The 24,230-nt window shown below is 68.5% G+C and carries 13 protein-coding genes, 2 tRNA genes and 9 pseudogenes; 8 read left to right on the forward strand and 16 right to left on the reverse strand.

From position 1 onward, the window contains the following. Positions 1-32: 32 nt before the first annotated feature. The 10 genes and pseudogenes from BW737_RS02955 to dnaA all read right to left on the reverse strand — a co-directional run bounded on the left by BW737_RS02955 (position 33) and on the right by dnaA (position 11,000). Positions 33-105: transfer RNA gene (locus tag BW737_RS02955), tRNA-Ala, on the reverse strand. A gap of 3 nt (positions 106-108) precedes the next feature. Next, positions 109-243, reverse strand: coding sequence for a DLW-39 family protein (locus BW737_RS16625; protein WP_218961759.1), 135 nt, complete (start codon positions 241-243; stop codon positions 109-111). 29 nt (positions 244-272) lie between these two features. Further along, a tRNA-Ile gene (locus tag BW737_RS02960) sits at positions 273-346 on the reverse strand. Positions 347-396: 50 nt separating this feature from the next. Then, positions 397-898: pseudogene (locus BW737_RS02965) on the reverse strand (DUF3566 domain-containing protein). Then, a pseudogene (gyrA, locus tag BW737_RS02970) lies at positions 895-3,531 on the reverse strand (DNA gyrase subunit A). Before gyrA ends, BW737_RS02965 begins: the two co-directional pseudogenes overlap by 4 nt. 121 nt (positions 3,532-3,652) lie before the next feature. Then, positions 3,653-5,633, reverse strand: a pseudogene (gene gyrB, locus BW737_RS02975) (DNA topoisomerase (ATP-hydrolyzing) subunit B). A gap of 341 nt (positions 5,634-5,974) precedes the next feature. Continuing rightward, positions 5,975-6,613 carry a DciA family protein gene (locus BW737_RS02980; protein ID WP_257210412.1) on the reverse strand — a complete coding sequence of 213 codons (639 nt, stop codon included), beginning with the start codon at positions 6,611-6,613 and terminating at the stop codon, positions 5,975-5,977. Next, on the reverse strand, positions 6,610-7,827 hold the full coding sequence (recF, locus tag BW737_RS02985; RefSeq protein ID WP_086614552.1) for a DNA replication/repair protein RecF: 1,218 nt from the start codon (positions 7,825-7,827) through the stop codon (positions 6,610-6,612). The genes BW737_RS02980 and recF overlap by 4 nt, the downstream gene beginning before the upstream one ends. Positions 7,828-7,950: 123 nt before the next feature. Continuing rightward, complete coding sequence (gene dnaN, locus BW737_RS02990) at positions 7,951-9,084, reverse strand: DNA polymerase III subunit beta (protein WP_086614551.1); 1,134 nt, start codon at positions 9,082-9,084, stop codon at positions 7,951-7,953. Positions 9,085-9,510: 426 nt separating this feature from the next. Next, positions 9,511-11,000, reverse strand: a pseudogene (gene dnaA / locus BW737_RS02995) (chromosomal replication initiator protein DnaA). Between the two features lie 618 nt (positions 11,001-11,618). On the opposite strand from dnaA, the gene rpmH reads away from it, so the two are divergent. The 8 genes and pseudogenes from rpmH (at position 11,619) to BW737_RS03035 (ending at position 17,456) form a co-directional block, all read left to right on the forward strand. Beyond that, entirely contained in the window at positions 11,619-11,756 is a 138-nt protein-coding gene (gene rpmH / locus BW737_RS03000) for a 50S ribosomal protein L34 (RefSeq protein WP_073333441.1), read from the forward strand. A gap of 1 nt (position 11,757) precedes the next feature. Beyond that, positions 11,758-12,171, forward strand: a complete 414-nt coding sequence (rnpA, locus tag BW737_RS03005; protein ID WP_086614550.1) for a ribonuclease P protein component — start codon at positions 11,758-11,760, stop codon at positions 12,169-12,171. Beyond that, the gene (gene yidD / locus BW737_RS03010) at positions 12,168-12,560 is read left to right on the forward strand and encodes a membrane protein insertion efficiency factor YidD (protein WP_086614549.1); all 393 of its coding nucleotides are present in this window, start codon (positions 12,168-12,170) and stop codon (positions 12,558-12,560) included. The genes rnpA and yidD overlap by 4 nt, the downstream gene beginning before the upstream one ends. A 117-nt stretch (positions 12,561-12,677) precedes the next feature. Then, positions 12,678-13,865 carry a membrane protein insertase YidC gene (gene yidC / locus BW737_RS03015; RefSeq protein ID WP_086614548.1) on the forward strand — a complete coding sequence of 396 codons (1,188 nt, stop codon included), beginning with the start codon at positions 12,678-12,680 and terminating at the stop codon, positions 13,863-13,865. Positions 13,866-13,916: 51 nt separating this feature from the next. Then, a complete protein-coding gene (locus tag BW737_RS03020) occupies positions 13,917-14,522 on the forward strand; it encodes a Jag family protein (RefSeq protein WP_086614547.1) in 606 nt (201 codons plus the stop codon). Positions 14,523-14,526: 4 nt separating this feature from the next. Further along, positions 14,527-15,195, forward strand: coding sequence for a 16S rRNA (guanine(527)-N(7))-methyltransferase RsmG (gene rsmG / locus BW737_RS03025; protein WP_180272027.1), 669 nt, complete (start codon positions 14,527-14,529; stop codon positions 15,193-15,195). A gap of 76 nt (positions 15,196-15,271) precedes the next feature. Continuing rightward, on the forward strand, positions 15,272-16,183 hold the full coding sequence (locus BW737_RS03030) for a ParA family protein (RefSeq protein ID WP_086614546.1): 912 nt from the start codon (positions 15,272-15,274) through the stop codon (positions 16,181-16,183). Positions 16,184-16,185: 2 nt separating this feature from the next. Further along, positions 16,186-17,456 (forward strand): annotated as a pseudogene (locus tag BW737_RS03035) (ParB/RepB/Spo0J family partition protein). A 133-nt stretch (positions 17,457-17,589) separates the two neighbouring features. Here the strand turns inward: BW737_RS03035 and BW737_RS03040 are convergent. The 6 genes and pseudogenes from BW737_RS03040 to BW737_RS15950 form a co-directional block, all read right to left on the reverse strand. Continuing rightward, a pseudogene (locus BW737_RS03040) lies at positions 17,590-18,536 on the reverse strand (D-alanine--D-alanine ligase family protein). A gap of 84 nt (positions 18,537-18,620) precedes the next feature. Further along, positions 18,621-19,927, reverse strand: a pseudogene (locus tag BW737_RS03045) (aminotransferase-like domain-containing protein). 173 nt (positions 19,928-20,100) lie between these two features. Then, positions 20,101-21,560 (reverse strand): annotated as a pseudogene (gene thrC, locus BW737_RS03050) (threonine synthase). 385 nt (positions 21,561-21,945) lie between these two features. After that, positions 21,946-22,272 (reverse strand): thioredoxin, encoded by a 327-nt coding sequence (gene trxA, locus BW737_RS03055; RefSeq protein WP_086614545.1) that lies wholly within the window; start codon positions 22,270-22,272, stop codon positions 21,946-21,948. Between the two features lie 94 nt (positions 22,273-22,366). After that, positions 22,367-23,293, reverse strand: coding sequence for a thioredoxin-disulfide reductase (trxB, locus tag BW737_RS03060; RefSeq protein WP_086614544.1), 927 nt, complete (start codon positions 23,291-23,293; stop codon positions 22,367-22,369). Positions 23,294-23,406: 113 nt separating this feature from the next. Then, positions 23,407-24,230, reverse strand: a pseudogene (locus tag BW737_RS15950) (hypothetical protein); the annotation flags it as partial.

Raw genomic sequence — 24,230 nt, forward strand, 5'->3', positions numbered from 1 at the left:
TAGTGCCCGGTCTTGGTGCCGGGAATCGTGAGTGGAGCCAACGGGACTCGAACCCGTAACCCCCTGCTTGCAAAGCAGGTGCGCTACCAATTGCGCCATGGCCCCCGGTCATGCGACGGGGTCGGTGACCTCCGCCCAGGCGGCCCGCTCCGCACGGTTGGCCGCCAGTTTCAGCCAAGCGGCGTAGCCGGTCACCCCGAGGCATGAAAAAAACGCGGCCAGTACGAGCGTCCGGCTCTTCATGAAGCCTCCTCACGTTCCACCGCGGGCGGTGGGCCTAGCTGGACTTGAACCAGCGACCTCATCCTTATCAGGGATGCGCTCTAACCAACTGAGCTATAGGCCCTTGCGACGCGGAAGAGACTAACCTACCGAGTCGCCGGCAACCAAATGCGATCACTCATCTGCGAGTGTGAGATGAACCCCACCGACGAGCGCAGCCGTGATGTTGTAGAGGAACGCGCCGATCGTGGCCAGCGCGGTCGTCAGGATGATGTTGACGACGGCGATGACGGTGGCCATGGAGATGGCCCGGGAGAACTTCATGTACTCCAGCAGCGCCGAGTAGGCGTTGTAGCTCGAGTCCATCATGGTGTCCAGCAGGTCCTGGATGGTGGAGAACACGTGCATGGTGTCAAGCATGAACCACACGAAGGCCGCCGCCACCACCAGCATGATGCCGGCGGCAACGCTCAGGAGGAAGGACGCTTCATCACCGACCACGGTCGATGCGGGTCAGGGCCAGCCGCACGCGGCGCGGCCCCACAATGGTCTTGGCGGGCGACTTGGGTTGTTTGGGGCTCTGCTGACCCGCAGCGGGGGCGGCCGGCTCGGGCGCGGCCGCGGGGGACTGGGTCGGTCCGCCCGTGGCGGGCGGGAAGGACTCCGGCTGACTCATGCCTGGACCTCACTCTCGTCGTCCTCAGACGATACCGCGTCGGCGCCATTGCCCGCAGCGTCCACTCCGGCTTCATCTGCCGCCTGATCCGCCGAACCTGCCGACGGCGCGGACGCAGCCTCCTCTTCGGAATCATCGAACTCATCCTCGGCGTTGCGGGCCACGGCGATGATGCGGTCGCCCGCGTCGGGCTTGGCGAAGGTGACGCCGCGGGTGTTGCGACCGGTGCGGGAGACCTCGGCGACGGCGCTGCGCACCACCTTGCCGGAGGCCATGATGCACATGACCTCGTCGGTGGGGGCCGTGGTAAGTGCGCCCACGAGGTCACCGCGCTCTTCCACCAGGTCGGCGACCTTCACACCCAGACCGCCGCGGCCCTTGACCGGATAGTCGGTGGCCAGTGTGCGCTTGGCGTAGCGCCCTCGGTGACGACGAACAGGTCGGCGTCCTCCCAAGCGGGGTCAACCACGTCCATGGCCAGCAGCGAGTCGCCCTCCCGGAAGCGCATGCCGGTCACGCCGCTGGTGGCGCGGCCGGTGGGGCGCAGGGTGGCGTCGTCGGCGGTGAAGCGCAGCGCCTGACCGTGCCGGGAGACCAGCAGCAGATTCTGCCCCGCGGACAGCAGCGCCGCGGAGACCAGTTCGTCGGGGTTGCCCTCGGCGTCCTCGCGCAGGTTGATGGCGATCAGCCCGGCCGACCGGTTGGAGTCGTACTCGGTCAGGCGGGTCTTCTTCACCAGGCCGCGCCGGGTGGCCAGCACCAGGTAGTCGGCCTGCTGGTAGTCGCTCAGCTCCATCACCTGGGCGATCTCCTCACCCGGCTGGAAGGCGAGCAGGTTGGCCACGTGCTGTCCCTTGGCGTCGCGGCCGCCTTCGGGCAACTCGTAGGCCTTGGCTCGATAGACGCGGCCCAGGTTGGTGAAGAACAGCAGCCAGTTGTGGGTGGAGGTGACGAAGAAGTGGTCGACGACGTCGTCCTCGCGCAGGGCGGCCCCGCGCACGCCCTTGCCGCCGCGGTGCTGGGAGCGGTAGGCATCGGTGCGGGTGCGCTTGGCGTAGCCGGAGCGGGTGATGGTGACGACGACCTCCTCCTCGGGGATCAGGTCCTCGGCGCTCATCTCCCCGTCGAAGGAGAATCTTGGTGCGGCGGTCGTCGCCGTACTTGTCGACGATCTCGGCGAGCTCCTCCGAGACGATGGCGCGCTGGCGGGCCGGATCGGCGATGATGTCCTTCAGGTCGGCCACGCGCGCGGTCAACTCGTCGGACTCCTGCTGGATCTTCAGGCGCTCCAGGGCGGCCAGGCGGCGCAGCTGCAGGGAGAGAATGGCCTCGGCCTGCGCCTCGTCGACGCCGAGCAGCTCCATCAGGCCGGTGCGCGCCTCATCGGTGGTGGGCGAGTGGCGGATGAGGTCGATGACGGCGTCGAGGGCGTCGATCGCCTTGAGCAGGCCCTCAAGGATGTGCAGGCGCTCCTCGGCCTTGCGCAGCCGGTACTGGGAGCGGCGCACGATGACGTCGATCTGGTGGTCCACCCAGTGGCGCACGAAGCCGTCCAGGGACAGGGTGCGGGGCACGCCGTCGACCAGGGCCAGCATATTGGCGGGGAAGTTATCCTGCAGCTGGGTGCGCTTGTAGAGGTTGTTGAGGACGACCTTGGCCACCGCGTCGCGCTTGAGGACGATGACCAGGCGCTGCCCGGTGCGGCCGGAGGTCTCATCGCGGATGTCGGCGATGCCGCCGATCTGGCCGTCACGTACCAGTTGAGCGATCTTGTCTGCCAGGTTGTCGGGGTTGACCTGGTAGGGCAGCTCGGTGACCACCAGACACTGGCGACCCTGAATCTCCTCGACATTGACCACCGCCCGCTGGGTGATGGAGCCGCGGCCGGTGCGGTAGGCGTCCTCAATGCCGCGCCGGCCCAGAATGGTGGCACCGGTGGGGAAGTCCGGGCCGGGGATGCGCTCGATGAGCGCCTCCAGCAGCTCCTCACGGGAGGCCTCGGGGTGGTCCAGGAACCACTGCACGCCGGCCGCGACCTCGCGCAGGTTGTGCGGGGGGATGCGGGTGGCCATGCCCACCGCGATGCCCTCGGAGCCGTTGACCAGCAGGTTGGGGAAACGCGCGGGCAGGATGACGGGTTCCTGGTTGCGGCCGTCGTAGTTGTCCTGGAAGTCGACGCTCTCCTCGTCGATGTCGCGGACCATCTCCATGGCCAGCGGCGCCATCTTGCACTCGGTGTAACGGGGGGCGGCCGGTCCCAGGTTGCCGGGAGTGCCGAAGTTGCCCTGTCCGGCCACCAGCGGGTAGCGCAGCGACCACCACTGCACCAGGCGGGCCAGCGCGTCGTAGATGGCGGCGTCGCCGTGGGGGTGGTAGTTGCCCATGACCTCGCCCACCACACGGGAGGACTTGGAGAAGGAGGCGTTGGGGCGGTAGCCGCCGTCGTACATGGCGTACAGGACCCGGCGGTGAACCGGCTTGAGCCCGTCGCGCACGTCGGGCAGGGCGCGTCCGACGATGACGCTCATGGCGTAGTCGAGGTAGGAGCGCTGCATCTCCATCTGGAGGTCGACCGGGTGGATGCGGTCTCCGGTCGGCTCCAGGGCGGGGAGCTCGGTGGTCTCGTCGCTCACGGGTTTCCTTTGCTGGTGGGGTGCTGAAGTTCAGTGGTGGCGCGGTGCGCGGGCCGACGGCGAGCCGACGGGCGGCGGGGCCGGCCCGGCCGCTGTCGGGGGTCGGGAGCCCGCCGACCGCCTAGATGTCCAGGAAGCGGACGTCGGCGGCGTTGCGCTGGATGAAGGAGCGGCGCTGCTCGACGTCGTCCCCCATGAGGATGGAGAAGGTCTCGTCGGCGTCGGCGGCCTCATCCAGGGTGACCCGCTTGAGGATCCGGTTGGCCGGGTCCATGGTGGTCTCCCACAGCTCGTGGTCGTTCATCTCGCCCAGACCCTTGTAGCGCTGGATGCCGCCCTCCTTGGGCAGGCGGCGCCCGGCCTCGGCGCCGGCGGCGAGCAGCTGGTCGCGCTCGGCGTCGGAGTAGGCGAACTCGTGCTCGGCGCCCACCCACTTGAGCCGGTACAGCGGCGGCATGGCGATGTAGGTGTGGCCCTGCTCGATCAGCGGCCGCATGTAGCGGAACAGCAGGGTCAGCAGCAGGGTGGCGATGTGCTGGCCGTCCACGTCGGCGTCGGCATGATGACGATCTTGCCGTAGCGGAGCTTGGAGATGTCGAAGTCCTCACCGATGCCGGTGCCGAAGGCGGTGATCAGCGAGCGGATGGTGTCGGAGGACAGGGCGCGGTCCAGCCGGGCCTTCTCCACGTTCAGGATCTTGCCGCGGATCGGCATGATCGCCTGGTGCTCGGGGTCGCGGCCGCCGACTGCGGAGCCGCCGGCCGAGTCGCCCTCGACGATGAAGATCTCGCACTCCTCGGCGTTGCGGGAGGAGCAGTCGCGCAGCTTGCCGGGCATGGAGGCGGTCTCCAGCACCCCCTTGCGGCGGGTGGCCTCCCGGGCCTTGCGGGCGGCCAGGCGGGCGGCCGCGGCTGGGTGGCCTTGGTCAGCACGGCCTTGGCGTCGGCGGGGTGGGAGTCCAGCCAGTCGCCGAGCCGGGCGTATACGGTCTGCTGCACGAAGGTGCGGGCCTCGGTGTTGCCGAGCTTGGTCTTGGTCTGCCCCTCGAACTGCGGCTCGGTGAGCTTGACGGAGATGACGGCGGTCAGGCCCTCGCGGATGTCGTCACCGGTGAGGTTGTCGTCCTTGTCCTTGATCAGGCCCTTCTCGCGCCCGTACTTGTTGACCAGGGTGGTCAGCGCGGTGCGGAAGCCCTCCTCGTGGGTGCCGCCCTCGGTGGTGTTGATGGTGTTGGCATAGGTGTGCACGGACTCCGAGTACGCGCCGGTCCACTGCATGGCGATCTCCAGGCTGATGGCGCGCCCATCACCGAGGTCCTGTTCAGCCTCGAAGTCGATGATCTCGGGGTGAATCAGCTCGACCTTCTTGGAGCGGTTCAGGAACTCTACGTAGTCGCGCAGCCCGTGCTCGTAGCAGTAGGTGACCGAGCGGTGGCCCTTGACCGGATCGTCGGCGGTGCCGAGCTCGTCGCCGGTGATTTCATCCCCGGAGTCTGTCACGCCCTCGCGCTCGTCGGTCAGGGTGATGCGCAGGCCCTTGTTCAGGAAGGCCATCTGCTGGAAGCGACGGCGCAGGGTCTCGTAGTCGAAGACGGTCGTCTCGAAGATGGCCGGGTCCGGGTAGAAGGTCTGGGTGGTTCCGGTGGCGTCGGTCTCCTCGCCCCGGACCAGGGGGGTCAGCGGGCGGCCGCCGTCGCCGAAGCTCATGCGCCATACGTAGCCCTGCCGACGCACCTCGGTATCCACGCGGGTGGACAGGGCGTTGACCACGGAGATACCCACTCCGTGCAGGCCGCCGGAGACGGCGTAGCCGCCACCGCCGAACTTGCCGCCGGCGTGCAGGATGGTCATTACCACCTCGACGGTGGGCTTGTGCTCGGTGGGGTGCTCGTCGACCGGGATGCCGCGGCCGTTGTCGACCACGCGCAGGCCGCCGTCCGCCTGAATGGTGACCTCGATGTGGTCGCAGTAGCCGGCCAGCGCCTCGTCCACGGCGTTGTCCACCACCTCGTAGACCAGGTGGTGCAGGCCGCGTTCACCGGTGGAGCCGATATACATGCCCGGACGCTTGCGCACCGCCTCCAGGCCCTCCAGGACGGTGATGTCACCGGCGTCGTAACCGTGTTCCGTGTGGGTAGTGGTGACGGCGTCCGCCTCCGGGGCGGGCTCGGCGGAAGATTCACTGCTGCCGGTGTTGCTGTTCGCGGTCACAGGCTGATCCAGGTCAGACACGTATCAGTTGCTCCTCGTCATGTGCGCCGGGCTGATTCCCATACGGGCACCCAGGCGCCGGAATTCGGGCTTGGGACCCGGCGCGTGTAGGTGGGTACCTGGTGCCTGTCCTTGGGCGCACCATGGGCATTTCCGCGCCGATTCTACCGTGTTCGGCTCCGGTTTCGGGCGTCATGACGCCAATTGCGACGTGGGCAAAGTCACCCGGTTGATCACCCGTAGGTATCGCGCGGGCCGCGGCCGCCGCGGGCCGCGCCGAAACGCCCATGCCGCCAGGTGGGGCCGGCCGGACCCAGAATCCGGATTTCAACGGCGCCGCCGTCCTCGCCGAGCGCCTCGTTGACCTGCCGCTCGATTCCGGGCAGTAGGAGCCGCAGCTGCTGCGCCCAGGCGCTGGAGGAGGCGCGCAGGGTCAGGCGGCCGGGCTCGAAGCGCTCGATGACGGCGTGCTCGGCGATCTGTTCGCCCACGATCTCCCGCCAATGCACCGCCACCGACGCCATTGCCAGCTTCGAGGCCCAGCCGTGCCGCTCGGCGTAGCGCCGCAAGTCTTGCTTGCCGGTGCGCGGATCGAAGCGGGTTGGGCCGGGGCGGTCACGACCGGGCGGCAGTCCGGGGCCGCGATCCAGATCGGCGGCATCCACTCCGTCCGCCTCGGCGTCTCGACCCGAGCGGCGACGCCGCTGGTCCCAGGCGGCTACGCCGTCGGCATCCGCCGCCTGCCGGGAAAGCCGGCTGCGGGTCTGCCCCGCCTCCCAGGCGCGGCCGCGCTCACGGGCCAGGGCGCGGGCCGCAAGAGCGTCGGCCGGGTCGGCGTCGCCCTGAGGCGCCGGAGTGCGGGGTTCGGTCACGGTTGCACCTGCGATCCGGATTCGGTACGGGTGACGTGGAAGCGGGCTCCGGCCAGGGCGGCCGGTACGTCGTCGTCGACGGCGGCGGTGAGCAGCACCTGACCGGCGCCCGCGGCGATCCCGGCCAGGGCGCGGCGGCGGACATCGTCCAGGGAGGCGAAGACGTCGTCGAGAATGAGTACGGGCTCGCCATCTCCGGCATAGGCGTCCACGTCGTGACGCAGCATCTCGTAGGAGGCCAGGCGCAGTGCCAGGGCCAAGGACCACTGCTCACCGTGGGAGGCGAATCCCTTGGCGGGCAGGACGTCCAGGAACAGCTCCAACTCGTCGCGGTGGGCGCCCACCAGGTTGGCGCCCCGGTCGATTTCGCGGGCATGCAGGTCGCCCATCGCCGCCTCCAGGCGCGCGGCGGTAGCCGGCACGTCGTGCAGTGACGCTTCGGCGGCCAGGATGGCGGCCTCGTCGGCCGGATCGGGGTCTTCGGCACCCTCGTGAGCCAGCAGACTGGCGCGGTAGGCGATACGGGCATGCGTGCGGCCCTCGCTGACGCGGCTGTAGCAGTCGGCCACCCACGGGCGCAGCCGTTGCACGACGTCGATGCGGGCGGCGATCAGGCGGGCGGCCGCGGCGGCCAGTTGGGCGTCCCACACCTCCAGGGTGGAGAGCATGGAGGCGGTTGAGGCCCGGGCGGCCCGGGCGGACTTCAGCAGACTGGCGCGCTGCGCAAGGATCTTGTCGTGCTCGGCGCGCACGCCCGCGAGCGTGGGTCGCAAGGTGACGGCGAGGTCGTCCAGGAAGCGGCGGCGCACGCTCGGCTGTTCCCGCACCAGGGCCAGGTCCTCCGGGGCGAAGACGACGGTGCGCAGGATCCCCAACAGGTCACGGGGGCGGGCGTTGGCCCGGTTCAGGCGCGCGCGGTTGGCGCGCCCGGCGATCAGTTCCAACTCCAGGACGCTGGGTCGCTCGCCGTGGAGCACCTTCGCGCGGATAACGGCGCCGGCGGGCTGGGCGTTGCCGGGTGCGGCGCGGCGCACCAGGGCGGCGTCGGTGCCGGCGCGATGACTGGACAGGGTGGACAGGTAGGCGATCGCCTCCACCAGGTTCGTCTTGCCCTGCCCGTTGGGACCGATGAAGGCCGTCGGCCCGGGCTCGAGGGCGAGGACGAGTTCATGGAAGGAGCGGAAGTCGTCCAGGGCCAGGTCAGAGACGTACATGCCGCCTCACCTCCCCTGGATGACTCGGGCTTACGAGGGCGTCGCCGCCGATTCCTCGCACCGTCACCCCGCACCGGCGGAGGATGCGGCTGAGCGCCGGAAGCATTGGGGCCGGGGCCGCCCTCAGGCGCCGAAGCGGATCGGCATGATCAGGTAGCGGAAGGAGGGATCCTCCTCGCCATCGATGGCGCTCATGCCGGTCAGTACCGCGGGCTTGGACGGGTGCGTGAAGTCGAAGCGCACGTACGGCTGAGTGATGGCGCCCAGGCCGTCGAGCAGGTAGGCGGGGTTGAAGGCGGTGGCGATGTCCTCGCCGTCCAGGTGCGCGACCAGCTGTTCGGAGGCCTGTGCATCGTCGCCCTGCCCGGCGTCGAGGGCCAGGTTCCCGGTGGTGAAAGACATGTGGATGGGGGCGGCCCGATCCGCCACCAGGCTGACGCGGCGCACGGCGCTCATGAGTTCTTCGCGGCCGACGGTGGCATGAATAGTGGTGGTCTCGGGGAACAGGCGCAGCACCGGCGGGTAGTCGCCGTCGGTCAGCAGGCTGGTGGTGCGGCGTCCGCCGGCCTCGAAGCCAATCAGGCTGGAGCTGGCCGAGTCGGTCTCGGTCAGCGCGACGGTCACGTCGCCGGTGGAGGTCAGGGACTTGGCGACGTCGGACAGGGTGCGTGCCTTCAGCAGCGCCTGGGTGGCCATCTGAGGGTCCTGCGGCTGCCAGGTCATCTCCCGCACGGCGAGTCGATAGCGGTCGGTGGCCATGAGGGTCAGGGAAGTGCCGTCGACCTCCATTTGCACGCTGGTCAGCAGCGGCAGGGTCTCGTCGCGCGAAGCGGCAACGGAGACCTGGGAGACGGCCTGGGCCAGGTCGTGGGCGTCGACGGTGCCGGCAACACCCGGCATCTGCGGCAGCGCCGGGTAGTCGTCCGCGGCCATGGCGGCCAGCGCGAAGCGGGAGGCGCCGCAAGTGACGTTTACCTTGGTGCCCTCGACCTCCAGGTCGACGGGCTTAGAGGGCAGGGACTTGGCAATGTCCGCCAGCAGTCGGCCGGAGACCAGGACCACGCCCTCTTCCTCGACGTCGGCCGGAATCTCGCAGTGTGCGGAAACCTCATAGTCGAAGGAGGCCAGGATCAGGGAGGTGGCGGTGGCCTCGAGGCGGACGCCGGCCAGCACGGGCACCGGGGGACGCGCCGGCACGGAGCGGGCGGTCCAGGTGACGGCGTCGGCGAGGACGTCGCGGTCGACCCTGAGCTTCATGAAGTGCCTCCTCGGCGGCCGGTTGTCCCGGCGTAAATGTGTTGTGTGTGGTGTTTCGCTGAGTGTAGACGCATCCGCCCCCGCGATGCACCGTGAGCACCGGGCATGCGGTCGGCGCGGCAGCGTGGGTTACGGAGCGGGGTGGCTCGCGACCCATGTGCGGGCGGAGTTTAAAGCGCGGTGAATGACAAGTCTGGTAGGGGTTGTAGGTGATGTGGATGATGGGGAAAACCGGTGTTTGCGGTGGCGGCGTGCGGCACGCGGATGTGGAATTACAAATTCGTGGTTCCGTGGGCGCGCGCCCACGGCGGTGGATTGTGTAGTTCGCTCGCGTTGTCGTCCCCAAGCGCGGTCGAGCAAGTCCACACACCGACCCCGCGTTGTCCACTCCCGCTCCGCAGCGCCGTCCACAGGGGCGTTGGCGCGTCAGGAGCCGGCGGAGGACTGGGCCGCCTGCTTGATGCGGGCGGTCAGCTCGGCCACGTGGTTGTAGGTCTCGCGTCGCTCGGGCATCTGGGTACGGATCTTCTTATCCGCACTCATCACGGTGGTGTGGTCGCGGCCGCCGAACTCACGCCCGATCTGCGGCAGGGACATGTCGGTCAGCTCACGGCACAGGTACATGCCGATGTGGCGGGCGTGGACGATGGTGCGCGCCCGGTTGGCCGAGCACAGGTCGTCGATGCTGATGCCGAAGTAGTCGGCCGTCTGCGCCATGATCAGCGCAGAGGTGATCTCCTCGCTGGCCGGGTCGGTGATGATGTCCTTGAGCACCAGTTCCGCCAGCGTGCGATCCACCGGCTGCTTGGTCAACGACGCGAAGGCGGTCACCCTAATGAGGGCGCCCTCCAGCTCACGAATGTTGGTGGTGACCCGGCTGGCGATGTACTCCAGCACGTCGGCCGGCAGGTCCAGCCTCTCGGCGCTGGCCTTACGGGACAGGATCGCGGTGCGGGTCTCGAAGTCCGGCGGCTGCACGTCGGCCAGCAGTCCCCACTCGAAGCGCGAACGCAGTCGTTCCTCGAACCCGCCCAGCGCCTTGGGCGGCTGATCGGAGGTGAGCACCACCTGCTTGTTGGCGGTGTGCAGGGCGTTGAAGGTGTGGAAGAACTCTTCCAGCGTCTGCTCCTTGCCCTGTAGGAACTGGATGTCGTCCACCAGGAGGATGTCCACCTCCCGGTAGCGGCGCTTGAAGGCGTCCATGCGGCCGTCGGCCACGGAGGCGATGAAGTCGGAGACGAACTCCTCACTGGAGACGTATTTGACCCGGATGGAGGGGTAGAGCCGGCGGGCGTAGTGGCCGATGGCGTGCAGCAGATGAGTCTTGCCCAGGCCGGAGCCGCCGTAGATGAACAGGGGGTTGTAGGCCTTGGCGGGGGCCTCGGCGACCGCGATGGCCGAGGCGTGCGGCAGCCGGTTGGAGGAGCCGGTGACGTAGGTGTCGAAGGTGTATTTCGGGTTCAGATCCGAGTCCGCATTCGGCGGCTCCGCCGTCGGGGAGAGCTGGCTGCTCATGTAACCGGGGGTGGTGGTCGGTGCCGCCGCGGGTGGGGTCGGGGAGGTCACGGTCGGGGTGGGCGTCTCGGGCAGGGGTTCGACGGCGGGTCGGGCCAGGCGGGTGGTGGGCGCTTCGGGTCGATTGGCGAGCACGGGTGCGGAGGACTCCAGGGAGGTGTCAACGATCACTTCGAAGGGGACGTCGTAGCCGGCCACCCGACGCAGCGCCTGGGCGATCAACTCTCGGGAGCCGTCGACGACGCCCTTGGCGAATCCGGAACCGACAATGAGTACCAGCGTGCCGTCGACGTCGACGGCACGGGTGGTGCGAATGATGGACAACTTGCCCTGCCGAGCTCGGCCGAGGAGGCAAGGATTTCGAGGGCCGAGCGCCACTGTGTTGTCGCTTCGTCGGCCACGGCTGACTCCTGACTGACTGTTTGGAAACTGGTCGATGGTTGGGGATGGTGGTGTTGATGATGGCCCGGCCGGCTGGAAGTCGGCTGGGCGGATGCGCTAGTGGAACCGTAGCCGATACCGGACGCATGTTGAGCGGCCGTCTAGCACGCGTAGCGCGTCCGGACCACCCGCCCGCCGCGCAGTCAGTTGCACACAGGTTTGTCCACAGCTGGGGAAGAGTATGGCACCCCTGCGCGGGCACCGCCGGGCCCTAAGACATGCCTCGCGACGTTGGTGCCGGGCGGGGGCTAGTCGCGCTCGACCTCGGCCGAAGCCGATGCCGGCTGTACACAGGCATGGACGCCGATAGTTCACAGGCTTGGGAAAAGACGGCGGACCTCCAGTCGGGCGGGCCGCCGGGTTCAGCGTTCACGGCTGGGCGAGGTCGGCCGCGGGTTGGGCGTGTTCGGGTTCTCATCACAATGCGGCGGTATTCGTTTGACCGCGGGGAAAGCCTGCCCCTATGGTGGTGTGGACGTTCGTGTGGAGTCACGTCCCGAACCATGGGGCAGCCAACGCGAGCGACCGTGCCGCGATTGGCGATGCACGGTTCCGATCATCGCACCAGGAGAACACCCGTGAGCAAGCGGACCTTCCAGCCCAACAACCGTCACCGCGCCAAGGTGCACGGCTTCCGTAAGCGCATGCGCACCCGTGCCGGCCGTGCCGTTCTGGCCTCGCGCCGCCGCAAGGGCCGCGCCCGTCTCGCGGCCTGAGGTGCTTCCGGCGGCGCATCGGATGCTGCGGTCGGAGGACTTCTCCGCCGCAGTGAAATCCGGTGCGCGCAGCGGCAGTCGCCGACTGGTGGTGCACTACTGCGCCGGACCGAATGACGGCCCCGACTCTCGTCCAGCAGTGGGCGCGGCCGGGGCCGTAGACGCACTTCCGAAGGCCCGCGTCGGCGTCGTCGTGTCTAAGAAGCAGGTTCCCCGCGCCACCCACCGCAACCGGATCAAACGGCGCGTGCGCGCACTGATGCGCGCACGCCTGGACACGCTGGAGCCGGGGGCGCGCGTGGTCGTGCGAGGCCTGGCCGGCGCCGACGGCGCCACCAGCGAACAGCTGGCCGCGGATCTGGACCGATTGTTGGCCCGCAGCCGCCGTCTCGCGCATACCGGACGGCGCCGATGACCTCCTCACCGCAAGCTCGTCGCCCCTCTGCAGCGGCCCGTACGGCACTGACCCTGGTGGGGCTGTATCAACAGTGGATCTCCCCGGCGCTGCCGCGCCGCTGCCGCTACTACCCCACCTGCTCCGCCTATGCCGTCGAGGCGATCGGGGTGCATGGCGCCCTCAAGGGCACGCTGCTGGCCGCCTGGCGGCTGCTGCGCTGCAACCCGCTAACCCGTGGGGGCGTCGACCACGTTCCGGATCCCGGCCGGTGGCGCTATCACCTGCCCCCCGACGTGCCGCGTTTTGCTGCTCGCGCCCAGCAGCACTGCCCGGACGGCCGCCCCCGTTCTGGCGCCCCGCCGGACGGCGTCGATGCGCCGCTGGTACTGCGCGTCGACGGCGCCTAGCACCACTGCCCACCATTACTCGCAACCTTCAGCACAACCGGCCTCTCACCACCTCATGCGGCAGTGTGAGCCGCACGCCGCCCCCAGCTTTCAAGCACATTTCAACCAAGGAGTGCAATGGACACGATCCTGTGGCCCCTCAAGGTCGCCGTCGCCTGGGTCATGGTCAACATCCATCGATTCCTCGTCTTCATCGGTTTTCCCGATGGGCCGGGCGTCGCCTGGGTCCTCTCCATCATCGGCCTGACCATGTTCGTGCGGCTGCTGATCATGCCGCTGTTCGTCAAGCAGATCCGCGCCTCCCGCGGTATGCAGCTCATGCAGCCCGAACTGCAGGCGCTGCAGGAGAAGTACAAGGGCAAGAAGGATCCGGCCTCGCAGCAGCGCCAGCAGGAAGAGATGATGGCGCTGTACCGCAAGCACAACACCAACCCCTTCGCCTCCTGCCTGCCCATTTTGATCCAGATGCCGGTGTTCTTCGCGCTGTTCCGCGTGCTGGCGAATCTGGAGGCGGTCGCGACCGGCACCTACGCCGACCACGACTCGATCGGCCCGTTGACGGCCGCGCTGGCCGAACAGGTGCAGGCCTCCACGCTGTTCGGGGCGCCGCTGTCGGCGTCGTTCATGAATTCCAGCGATGTCACGGTCAAGATCGTGACCGTAGTGATGATCATCCTGATGAGCGTCACCCAGTGGTACACGATGGCGCAGCTGAGCATGAAGAATATGCCGGAGTCGACCAAGAACTCCGACAACCCGGCCATGCGCTCCCAGCGCCTGATGATGACCATCATGCCGATCTTCTTCGCCTTTACCGGCGTGCAGTTCCAGATCGGCGTGCTGGTGTACTGGGTGACCACGAACCTGTGGACCATGGGTCAGCAGTTCTTCACCATCCGTAAGATGCCGGCGCCCGGCTCCGAGGCAGAGAAGAAGATGCGGGCGCGCGAGAACGCCCGTCGCGCCCGTAAGGGACTGCCCTCGCTGGAGGAGGAAGAGCGCGCCAAGGCGGAGGCCGAGGGCACCATTCGTACCGGACAGCGGGCCCAGCCCGTCCGCAAGGACCGGCAGAAGAAGCACCCGCAGAATGCTTCGGCCGCAGCGGGCCTGGACAAGACCGCGCCCGAGGACACCGGAGCAGACAACAGTGACGCCGACCAGCCCGCCAACGCCGTCGGCCTCACCCAGGAAGAGATCGCCCGACGCCGCTACGAGCGGCGCGCTCGGGCCCGCAAGCAGGCGGCCGCCAAACGCAAGGCTCAGGCCGGCAAGAACAAGAAGAACAACAAGCGCAAGCCCCGCTGAGTCCGGATCACCGGAGGCAGGGCACCAACGAGAGGCGAAGCAGACAGTCCCATGAGCGAGCACGCACAGCACCCCAAGCACCAGGTCAGCAGTGTCAAGGACCTCGAGGAAGAGGGCGAGATCGGCGCCGACTACCTGGAGGAGTTCCTCGACATCGTCGACCTCGGCGGCGACATCGATATCGACGTCGACCACGGCCGCGCCTCGGTGGCCATCATCGCCTCCGAGGAGGGTGACGAGCGCGAGCTGGCCGACCTGGTTGGCCGCGACGGCGAGGTCCTGGAGGCGATCCAGGAGCTCACCCGCCTGGCCGTCCAGGCACGCACCGGCAACCGCTCCCGGTTGATGCTGGACATCAACGGCTACCGCGCGGCGCGCCGCGCCGAGCTGACCAAGATCGCCGCCGAGGCGGTCAACAAGGTCAAGGCCACCGGTGAGTCGGTGGCGCTGGAGCCCATGAACCCCTTCGAGCGGAAGGTGTGCCACGACGTCGTCGCCGCGGCCGGCCTGTTCTCCGAGTCCGAGGGCACCGAGCCGCACCGGCACGTGGTGGTCATGCTTCCCGACGAGGTCGACACTTCAGACGAGGTAGAGGCGGACGCGGCGGAGCCGGACGCCGACGCCGTAGACGAGTCGGGCGACATCGAGCAGGCGTGAGCCGATGAACACGCCCGAACCCGCCACCCCGCAGGTCCACGCGCCCATGGCGGTGGAGCAGCCGACCGCGGAGATGCGGGCCATGTTCGGCCCCGCCTTCAGCGCGGCCGAGCACTTCGCCCAGATGCTCGCCGAGGAGGGCGAGTTGCGCGGGCTGGTGGGACCGCGCGAGCTGCCGCGCCTGTGGACCAGGCACATCGTCAACTCCGCCGCCGTGGTCCCGTTCCTGCCCGACCACGGAAAGGTGGCCGACATCGGTTCCGGCTCCGGCTTTCCCGGCGTCGTCGTCGCCCTGCTGCGACCGGATCTCGAGGTGGTGTTGGTGGAGTCCATGGAGCGGCGCACCCAGTGGCTCGACGATGTGGTCGCGGAACTCGACCTGGACAACGTCAACGTCCGGCGCGCGCGGGCGGAGGAGCTGCGTGCGAAGTACGACGCCGTCACCGCGCGCGCAGTGGCGAATCTCACAAAGTTGATAAGGTTGACCTCACCTTTGCTCCGGCCGGGTGCCAGCCTGCTCGCGCTCAAGGGCGCGCGGGCGGAGGCCGAGGTCGAGGACGCCAAGTATGTGATCAAGCGGGCGCGCCTCGAGCCCGCCGTCATCCACGAGGTGGTCACCCCCGGCGAGGAGGTCACCAAGGTCGTTCAGGTTCGACGGCCCGCCTCGCGCTGACCGAATGGCGCCGGCAGCTCACGTAGACTGAAGCGCCGAGAGGCGTACGCCGACGGGACGCCGTAGGAGAAGCAGATTGTCAGGATCCTCCATCTTCGATCAGCTCCGCGCTGACCGCTCAGCCCTGGATGAAGTAGCCGAGGGCGGATTCTCCCGACCCGAGCACACCCGCATCATCGCGGTGGCCAACCAGAAGGGCGGCGTGGGCAAGACCTCCACCGTGGTCAATGTCGCGGCCGCGCTGGCCGAGGCGGGCCTGCAGGTGCTGGTGGTGGACGCCGACTCCCAGGGCAACGCCTCGACGGCGCTCGGCGTGGAGCACGACGAGGACCAGGCCTCCATCTACGACGTGCTGGTGGAGGGCGCTCGCATTCAGGATGTGTCCGTGCGCACCCGCTTCGCCGAGACCCTGTGGTGCGTGCCTTCGACGCTCGACGTCGCCGCCGTGGAGATCGAGCTGATCAACTCCTCTCAGCGCGAATCACGCATGCGCCTGGCGTTGGAGGAATTCCTGCGCGACCGGGAGGCGCAGGGGCTGCCTCGCATGGACTACGTGCTCATCGACTGCCCACCCAGCCTGGGCATTATGACGATCAACGCCTTCGTGGCCGCCGGGGAGGTACTCATCCCCATGCAGGCCGAGTACTACGCGCTCGAGGGTTTGGCACTGCTGACCCGCTCGGTGGATCGCATCGCACAGATCCACAACCCGGATCTGAGCGTTTCGATGATTGCCCTGACCATGTTTGATGCGCGCACCACCTTGGCCAAGGAGGTGGAGGCGGAGGTACGCACCTACTTCCCCGCGGCGACGCTCAAGACTCGTATACCCCGCTCGGTGCGCGTGGCGGAGGCGCCATCATTCGGTTCGCCGGTCGTATTCTGGGATCCCCGCTCGAGCGGCGCCGTTGCGTATAAGAAGCTGGCGATGGAGATCGCGGCGCGCGGCGCCGAGCACGCTGTGCAGGACGAACCCACGGAGGCATAACGATGGCTCAGAAGAAGCGCGGCCTGGGACGCGGGCTGCAGGCACTCATCCCCGACGCGCAGGTGGAGAACCCCAGCCGCCGCCCCTCCGACGTCTTCTTCCCTGACAACCGCGGCACCGACGCCGCTGCGGAGGCGGAGCCCGGCTCGGTGCATCGCGCGGATGACATCGCCGCGACGCTGTTGGCCCCCTCCAAGCGCTCCCGGCGGGGTGGCCGGGGTGCAGGTTCACGCCCCCGGGCGCAGACGGACCCGGATGCCGCAGGAGATGCGAAGAGCGCCGCTGTGGAGACCGCGGAGAGCGAGCGGCCCGCGGCCGCTGTGGAACAGGCGGCCCCCACTGCCCATGTTTCACGTGAAACATCCGCCAGCGGTGATGCGGAGCCCGACGTCGAACTGGTGCCGGTGCCCGGTGCCACCTTCGCCGAGCTGCCGATTGCGTCGATCGTCCCGAATCGGCGGCAGCCGCGGCAGGTTTTCGACGAGGACGACATTGCGGAGCTGGCCGACTCCATTAGGGAGGTCGGTCTGCTCCAGCCCATCGTGGTCCGCCGTATAGATGATCCGGTGGATCACGCGGCAGGCGAGCCCGAGGATGCGGATCCCGCGGAGGCCGCTACCTACGAGTTGGTCATGGGCGAGCGGCGTTTGCGCGCCGCGAAGAGGCCGGTATGGAGACGATCCCGGCGGTGGTGCGCTACACCGCGGACGAGGAGCTGCTGCGCGACGCCCTGCTGGAGAACCTGCATCGCGTGCAGCTCAACCCGCTCGAGGAGGCCGCCGCCTACCAGCAGCTGCTGGAGGACTTCGACTGCACGCAGGTCGAGCTTTCGGAGAAGATCGCGCGTTCCCGGTCCCAGATCTCCAACACCCTGAGGCTGATGAAGCTGCCCCCCCTGGTGCAACGGCGCGTGGCTGCGGAGGTGCTCTCCGCGGGGCACGCCCGCGCACTGCTGGGACTGCCCGACGCCGCCGCCATGGAGCGTGTGGCCCAGCGAGTGGTGGCCGAGGGGCTGTCGGTGCGCGCCACCGAGGAGATTGTGGCGGTGTACGGCGAACCGGCCGAGGCGACCGGTGCCATGAAGACGGTGACGCGCTCCCGCAACACCCCCCTGCCGGCCCTGTCGACGCGCCTGTCCGATGCCTTCGACACTCGCGTGAAGGTGACTCGGGGCGCGAAGAAGGGCCGCATCACCATCGAATTCGCCGGCGATGAGGATCTGGCGCGGATCGTGGAGGCGCTGGCTCCAGGCACCTCGCTCGACGAAGGCTGACGCGGGGACCAAGCGCGCGGTTGTCTCCGCGGCAACCCATCGGACACCAGTCCGCGATCAGACGGACACGAAAAGACGCGGGCCACGATGTTTCACGTGAAACATCGCGGCCCGCGTGCATCGGCGCGGTGGGTCAGGGACGCACCGCGGGGTGGCGGACGAGCTCGTCGTACAGCTTGGGCAGGTCGCCGTCCGCCTGCGCCGCCATGGGAAACAGGGAGACCTCGGTCATGCCCGGAATGACGTTGACGTCGATGAACCACGGCCGGCCCTCCGCGTCCACGATCAGATCGGTGCGCGAGAGGTTGCCGAGTCCGAGTGCGCGGTGCACGGTTACCGCCATCTCCTGGGCGCGCGCATGCACCGCCTCGTCGATACGGGCCGGAACGAAGTACTCTGAGCGGCCGGGGTTGTAGCGGGCGTCGAAGTCATAGCGACCCTGGGAGACCACCTCGACCGCCGGCAGCGCGCGCGGACCGTCGCCGGTGTCCACCACCGAGATCGCGAGCTCGGTGCCCGCGACGTACTTCTCGATCAGAGCCCGCTCGTCGTAGGCGAAGCACGAGACCATAGCGGTGCGCAGCTCGTCGGCATTCTCCGCGTAGGAGACGCCGAGCCCGGAGCCGCCCTGGTTCGGCTTGACCACCACCGGCAGGCCGAGGTGCCCGGCCACGACGCCGAGCACGTCCTGCGCGCCGAGCTGACTGAAGTACGCCTCGGGCAGTGTCACCGAGTCGGGAGTGAGGACGCCCGCGGCGCGCACGGACGCCTTGGCGGTTGGCTTGAAGGATGCTCGCTGGCAGCCGTCCGAGTGCGTGCCCACGTATGGCAGGCCCAGGGCGATCAGGACGTTCTGCAGCCCGCCGTCCTCGCCGTGCCCGCCGTGCACCAGCGGCCACACCACATCGGGCTGAAGGCCTTGAGCGAAGGGATGGTGCGGGCGTCCACGTCCATGACGAGCACGTCGTGGCCCAGGTGCTTCAGGACATTGGCGACGCGGTGCCCGGAGCGCAGCGACACGTCACGCTCGTGGCTGAGACCGCCGGCGAGTACAGCTATGCGCAGCGGCGCGTCGGGGATGGTTTCCGGGGTGTCGGACATGACGGCTCCTCGATGTCAAAAGTCGGTTCGATGTAGATGTGGTTCGGTGCGGGCGGCGGAGGCTCAGACCTGATCCGGTGAGGGGGCGGAGACCCCGCCCGAGGGACGCTGCCGGGCGGGGCCGAACAGGTTGATCAGGTCAAGGTCATGGGTGACGACCTCGGACAGACGCCGCACTCCCTCACGGATGTCGACGGGTTCGGGATAGCAGAAGGACAGGCGCATGTGGTCGCGGCCCGCGTTCCCGCCGGCGTAGAAGGCCGTGCCGGAGACGTAGGCGACCAGGTTGGTGACGGCGCGCGGCAGCATCTCCTTGGCGTCCAGCCCCTCGGGGAGTCTGACCCAGACGTAGAAGCCGCCCTCGGGCACGTTCCACGTGCACATGGGCATGAACTCCGCCAGCGCGTCCACCATGGCGTCGCGGCGCTTGCGGTACATGGTGCGGAAGCCTTCGATCTGACCGCGCCAATCAAAGTTGTCCAGGTAGGTGGAGATCGAGAACTGGCCCACCGAGCTCGGACACAGGATGGCGGCCTCGGAAGCCAGCTTCATCTTCTCCCGCACCGCCGGCGGTGCCACCGCCCAGCCCACGCGGTAACCGGGTGCGAAGATCTTTGAGAAGGAGCCGAGGTAGACGACGTCGTCGGGAGCCAGGGTCTTGAGCGCGGTGTGGGTGCGGCCCTGGAAGTCGAGCAGCCCATAGGGGTTGTCCTCGATGATGAGGATGTGGTGGCGGCGGCAGATCTCTATGACCTGTGGGCGCCGCTCCTCCGAGAGGCTGACGCCGGCCGGGTTGTGGAAGTTGGGCAGGCAGTAGAAGAACTTAACCCGCTTGCCCTGCCGCTCGAGATCCGTGATGGTCTGTTCCAGTGCCTCGGGAATGACACCGTCGGCGTCGATGGGCGCCTGCTGGATGTCGGCCTGGTAAGTGGAGAAGATGGACAGCGAGCCACATAGGTGGGGGCCTCGGTGAGGATGACGTCGCCCGGGTCGATGAACAGCTCGCTGACGATGTCTACCGCCTGCTGTGAGCCGGTGGTGATGACGACGTCGTCGGGGTCGGCGTCGATGCCCTCCAGGGCCATGACCTCGGGGATCTGCTCGCGCAAGCGAGGCATCCCCTGGCCGTTCCCGTATTGGAGTGCGCGCCCGCCGTCCTTGCGGATCATGCGGGCGGTGGCCTCGGCCAGCTCGTCCAGCGGCAGATCCTTCAGGTTGGGCATGCCGCCGGCGAGCGAAACCACCTCGGGGCGGGAGGCGACGGCGAACAGGGAGCGGGTCTCGGACTCGCGGAGGCCGTACGCTCGGGTGGCGTACGAATCGAGCCAGGGATCCAGCCGGTTGCCTCGTTGTGGGTTGGTCTCGTTCACGTGGATATCCCTCCCGGCGGGTGATGCTTCGTTGAGGAACAGTCTGCCACGCCTGGGCTTAGCGGCGATGTTTCACGTGAAACATCGGTTCGCGGTCGACCGTCGGAGGATGTCTTCGTCGAACAAGGGGCGCGGATGTTTCACGTGAAACACTTCGGCCGCCGCCCAGGCGGTCAGGGGTGCAGGGCGTCGGCGGCGATGAGCGCGCGCAGCCGCGACTCGTCGTTGGGTATGCGCACCACGTGCTGTTCAGCGCGCAGGAGGCGCTGGATGCTCTCGGGTACGGGTTGAGCCTGACCGAGCGCTTCGGCCACGGTTTCGGGGAACTTCTCCGGGCGGGCGGTCTCCAGTACCAGCGTCGGGAAGTCGGGCTCCAGCACGCGCAGTGCCACGGTGACGCCGTCGGCGGTGTGCGGGTCGATCGGGGCGCCGGTGGCCTCCTGCACCCGGCGGATGGCGGCGAGCCGATCGGCGTGGGTGGAGGCGCCGGAGACGAAACCGAACTCTTGACTCAGGCGACCGAGCTGATCAGATAGGTCCAGGACGCCGGTGCGCTCGAGCTCCGGCCAGCGAGCTGCGAACGCCTCCGGGCCGAGCAGGGTCCAGATGAAACGCTCGAGGTTGGAGGCCTTGGAGATGTCCATCGACGGGCTGGAGGTGGCCAGGGTCTGCGTGCTCGCGCGGGGCCGGTAGATCCGGTGGAGAAGAACTCGTCCAGCACGTTGTTCTCATTGGTGGCCAGAATGAGCCGCCGGATGGGCACGCCCATGGTGCGGGCCAGGTGACCGGCATAGATGTTGCCGAAGTTACCGCTGGGTACGGCCACGTCCACGCGGAAGGGCGTAGTCACGGCGTCGGTGTGATCCCGCGTGGCGGTGTCGGAGGCCCGCAGCCAGGCCCACACGTAGTAGACGACCTGGGCGGCGATGCGTCCGAAGTTGATGGAGTTGACCGCGCCGATAGCGTACTCGGCCTTGAAGGCGGGATCGTTGCTGATCGCCTTGACCAGGTTCTGGCAGTCGTCGAATACACCCTCGACGGCGATGTTGTGAATGTTGGCATCGGCCAGCGAATACATCTGCGCGCGCTGCACATCGCTCATGCGTCCCTGCGGGGACAGCATGAAGACGCTGACGCCGTCGCGTCCCCGGAAGGCATGCTCGGCCGCCGAGCCGGTATCGCCGCTGGTGGCACCGAGGATGTTGAGCACGCGTCCCTCGCGGGCCAACTCGTACGGGATCGCCTGCCCGAGGAACTGCATCGCCAGATCCTTGAAGGCCATGGTCGGCCCCTCGGACAGTCCCACCAGGGCGAGCCCGGGGGCGACGGCGTCGAGCGTACGCAGCTGCACCACCGGTTCCGGAAAATGCTCCGGACCGTAGGCGGTCGCGGTCAGCGCCCGCAGATCCGCTGACGGAATATCGGTGGCGTACAGGCCGATGACCTCCGCCGCGAGTTCCGGATAGCTCAGCGACCGCCACGACTCCAAGGTGGCGGCGGTGATGCGCGGGACTGCGGCGGGGACGGCGAGGCCGCCGTCGGGGGCCAATCCGGACAGGAGCACGTCCAGGAAGCCGGTGGGCGCCATGCCGCCCCGGGTAGAGATGTAGCTCGTGTCCTGCGTGCGGTGCATGTGCCGCCCTCCCGTGCGCCGTGGTGTGACGCGCTCATCGTATGCGACCGCCGAACCTTGCGGCTAACCGCGGTCGCACCCGCGGCCCAGACGACGGCGTCGAACAGATTCTCGACCTCTTTGTCACTAAGCCCCGAGAACAGCAGTCGCAGTGCCTCGGCCTGCCGCCGCTCCATGCTGCGCACGCTCCTGCGTGAGTGCAGCCGGACCCCGTCGGGGATGAGGAATGTCCAAAACCGGCATGAACGCGTCGGCGGACCCGAAGGGCCCGCCGACGATCATTGGAATCATGCGGTTGTGTCGTATGGTCTGGTCGTCGCTTCCGGCGTTTGTGCCGGTCTTGGACATTCCGCAGGAAGAGGGCTCGGCAGCCCCGCCGGGCGACTCAGGCGATGACCTTGTTCAGCTGCGCCTTGAAGGAGGCCTTCGGGCGGGAGCCGGCGAACTGGTGCACGACCTCCCCGCCCGAGACGACGGCGAAGGTGGGGATGGAGCGCACGCCGAAGGAGCGCGCCGTGGCCGGGTTGGCGTCCACATCCACCTTGACGAACTTGGCCCGCTCGCCCATCTCGGCGGCGACCTCGTCCACGACGGGGGCCATCTGGCGGCAAGGGCCGCACCACTCGGCCCAGAAGTCGATGACGACGGGGACCTCGGACTGCATGACCTCGGCCTCGAAGGTGGCGTCGGTGACGGCTAGGGTGTCAGACATGGTGCCTCCTCGGTAAGAACAGGAATTGTATAAGTATGGAAGACAGCAAATAAGTTCGCAGAGCTGCCCCGCGGCCGCGTCTCCGAGTGACCGCTCAGGCGTCGAGCTCGGCCAGGTAGGCCTCGGCGTCCAGGGCGGCCCGGCAGCCCGAGCCGGCGGCCGTGACCGCCTGCTGGTAGTGCGGGTCGGCGACGTCGCCGCAGGCGAACACGCCGGGAATGTTGGTGCGCTGGGAGGGGGAGTCCACCTTGATGTAGCCGGCCTCGTCCAGCTCCAGCACGCCCGCCACCAGCTCCGAGCGCGGGATCTGACCGATGGCCACGAACAGCCCGGCGGCCGGAATCTCGCGGCGCGCGCCGGTGACGGTGTCCTCCAGGGTCACCGATTCCAGGGCCTCGGCGCCATTGAGCGCCACCACCCGGGAGTTCCAGGCGAAGTCGATCTTCTCCTCCTCCTGGGCGCGCTTGGCCATGACCGCGCTGGCGCGCAGCTGGTCGCGGCGGTGCACCACGGTCACCGAGGAGCCGAAGCGGGATAGGAACAGGGCCTCCTCCATGGCGGAGTCCCCGCCGCCGACCACCACGATCGGCTGGTCCTTGAAGAAGAAGCCGTCGCAGGTGGCGCAGTAGGACACCCCGTGGCCGGACAGCCGGTCCTCGCCGTCGAGCCCGAGCTTGCGGTACTCCGAGCCGGTGGACAGGATGACGGTACGCGCCTCGTATACGGCGTCGTCGGTGGTGATGCGCTTGATGTCGCCGACCAGCTCCAGGCCGGTGACGTCCTCGTAGCGGACGTCGGCGCCGAAGCGCTCGGCCTGCTCCTGCATCTGCGCCATCAGGTCCGGGCCCATGATGCCCTCGCGGAATCCGGGGTAGTTCTCCACCTCGGTGGTGTTCATCAGGGCGCCGCCGGCGGTCACGGAGCCGGCGAGGACGATCGGTTGCAGCTGGGCGCGGGCGGCGTAGATCGCCGCGGTGTAACCGCCGGGGCCGGAGCCGACAATGACGACGTCGTGGACCATGACTCTCCTGATTCTGCGTGTTTCTCGTATGTGCTGGGCGCCGCAGCTATCGGCTGCGCTCGCCTGCTGCCCGATGAACCGGGGCGCACGGGGCTTTGTTCCGGCGGAGCCGACTACTTGAAAGTGATTTCCGAGATGGTGACCTTGAACTGCCCGTCCGCGGCGGTGGGCAGGTCGGTCACCCAGAGCACCACGGAGTTGGTGGAGGTGGGATCGAATTCGAAGGAGGTGGTGCCCTCGGTGAAGGCCCCCTCGGCCAGCAGCGTTCCCCCGGTGGGATCGTCGGCGCTGGTGGCGCGCACCTGCACGTTCCCGCCGGTGCCGGTGCCCTGCACGTCGATGCCGGAGATCTCGGCCTCCTGCTCCAGCGTTACCGCCATCCCGATGCCCTGCTTCCAGGCGAGGGAGGCGTCGTAGTAGTAGCGCGACGACCACGCCTGATCGGTGGCGCTGTCAATGACGAGGGCGGCGTTCTCCGGGTGCTCATTGTTGTCCCCGAAGGGGTCAAGCGACTGGGCGGAGGAGGGCTTTATCTCTGCGGCCGGCTCGGCCTGCTCTTCTTGCGGCTCCGGCTCCGGCTCGGGCGTAGGGGTGGCCGAGGCGGTGGGCACGGTCTTGGCGGCGGGGATGTCGTCGTCCTGGAACGTCACACCGGCCAGCCCGAGCAGGTTGTTCACGGCGAAGAACACCCCGACCAGCACCGCCAATACGACAACGATCAGCACGGCGGTGGTGGTCCGGTTGACCGCCCGCTCCTGCTCGTCCTCCTCGTAGTCGTGCTCCGGCTCCGGCGCGGTGAAGTCCAGCGCCTGCAGGTGCTCTTCACGCGGCGCCGCCGCGGCCTGCTCACGTTCGGGCGGGGCGGCGACCTGCTGATCTGTGGCGGGGGCCGGTGCGGGTTCAGCAGTGGAGGCCGCCGGGCGGGCGCCGGGCCGAC

It is taken from the genome of Actinomyces ruminis, from assembly GCF_002154335.2.
Lineage (GTDB): Bacteria > Actinomycetota > Actinomycetes > Actinomycetales > Actinomycetaceae > Actinomyces > Actinomyces ruminis.

Bases quoted from the DNA above. Each gene is read 5' to 3' on its own strand.
- BW737_RS16625 (WP_218961759.1), bottom strand. From the start codon at position 243: ATGAAGAGCCGGACGCTCGTACTGGCCGCGTTTTTTTCATGCCTCGGG.
- recF (WP_086614552.1), bottom strand. From the start codon at position 7,827: ATGTACGTCTCTGACCTGGCCCTGGACGACTTCCGCTCCTTCCATGAA.
- rsmG (WP_180272027.1), top strand. From the start codon at position 14,527: ATGAACACGCCCGAACCCGCCACCCCGCAGGTCCACGCGCCCATGGCG.
- trxA (WP_086614545.1), bottom strand. From the start codon at position 22,272: ATGTCTGACACCCTAGCCGTCACCGACGCCACCTTCGAGGCCGAGGTC.
- yidD (WP_086614549.1), top strand. From the start codon at position 12,168: ATGACCTCCTCACCGCAAGCTCGTCGCCCCTCTGCAGCGGCCCGTACG.
- trxB (WP_086614544.1), bottom strand. From the start codon at position 23,293: ATGGTCCACGACGTCGTCATTGTCGGCTCCGGCCCCGGCGGTTACACC.
- dnaN (WP_086614551.1), bottom strand. From the start codon at position 9,084: ATGAAGCTCAGGGTCGACCGCGACGTCCTCGCCGACGCCGTCACCTGG.
- BW737_RS03020 (WP_086614547.1), top strand. From the start codon at position 13,917: ATGAGCGAGCACGCACAGCACCCCAAGCACCAGGTCAGCAGTGTCAAG.
- yidC (WP_086614548.1), top strand. From the start codon at position 12,678: ATGGACACGATCCTGTGGCCCCTCAAGGTCGCCGTCGCCTGGGTCATG.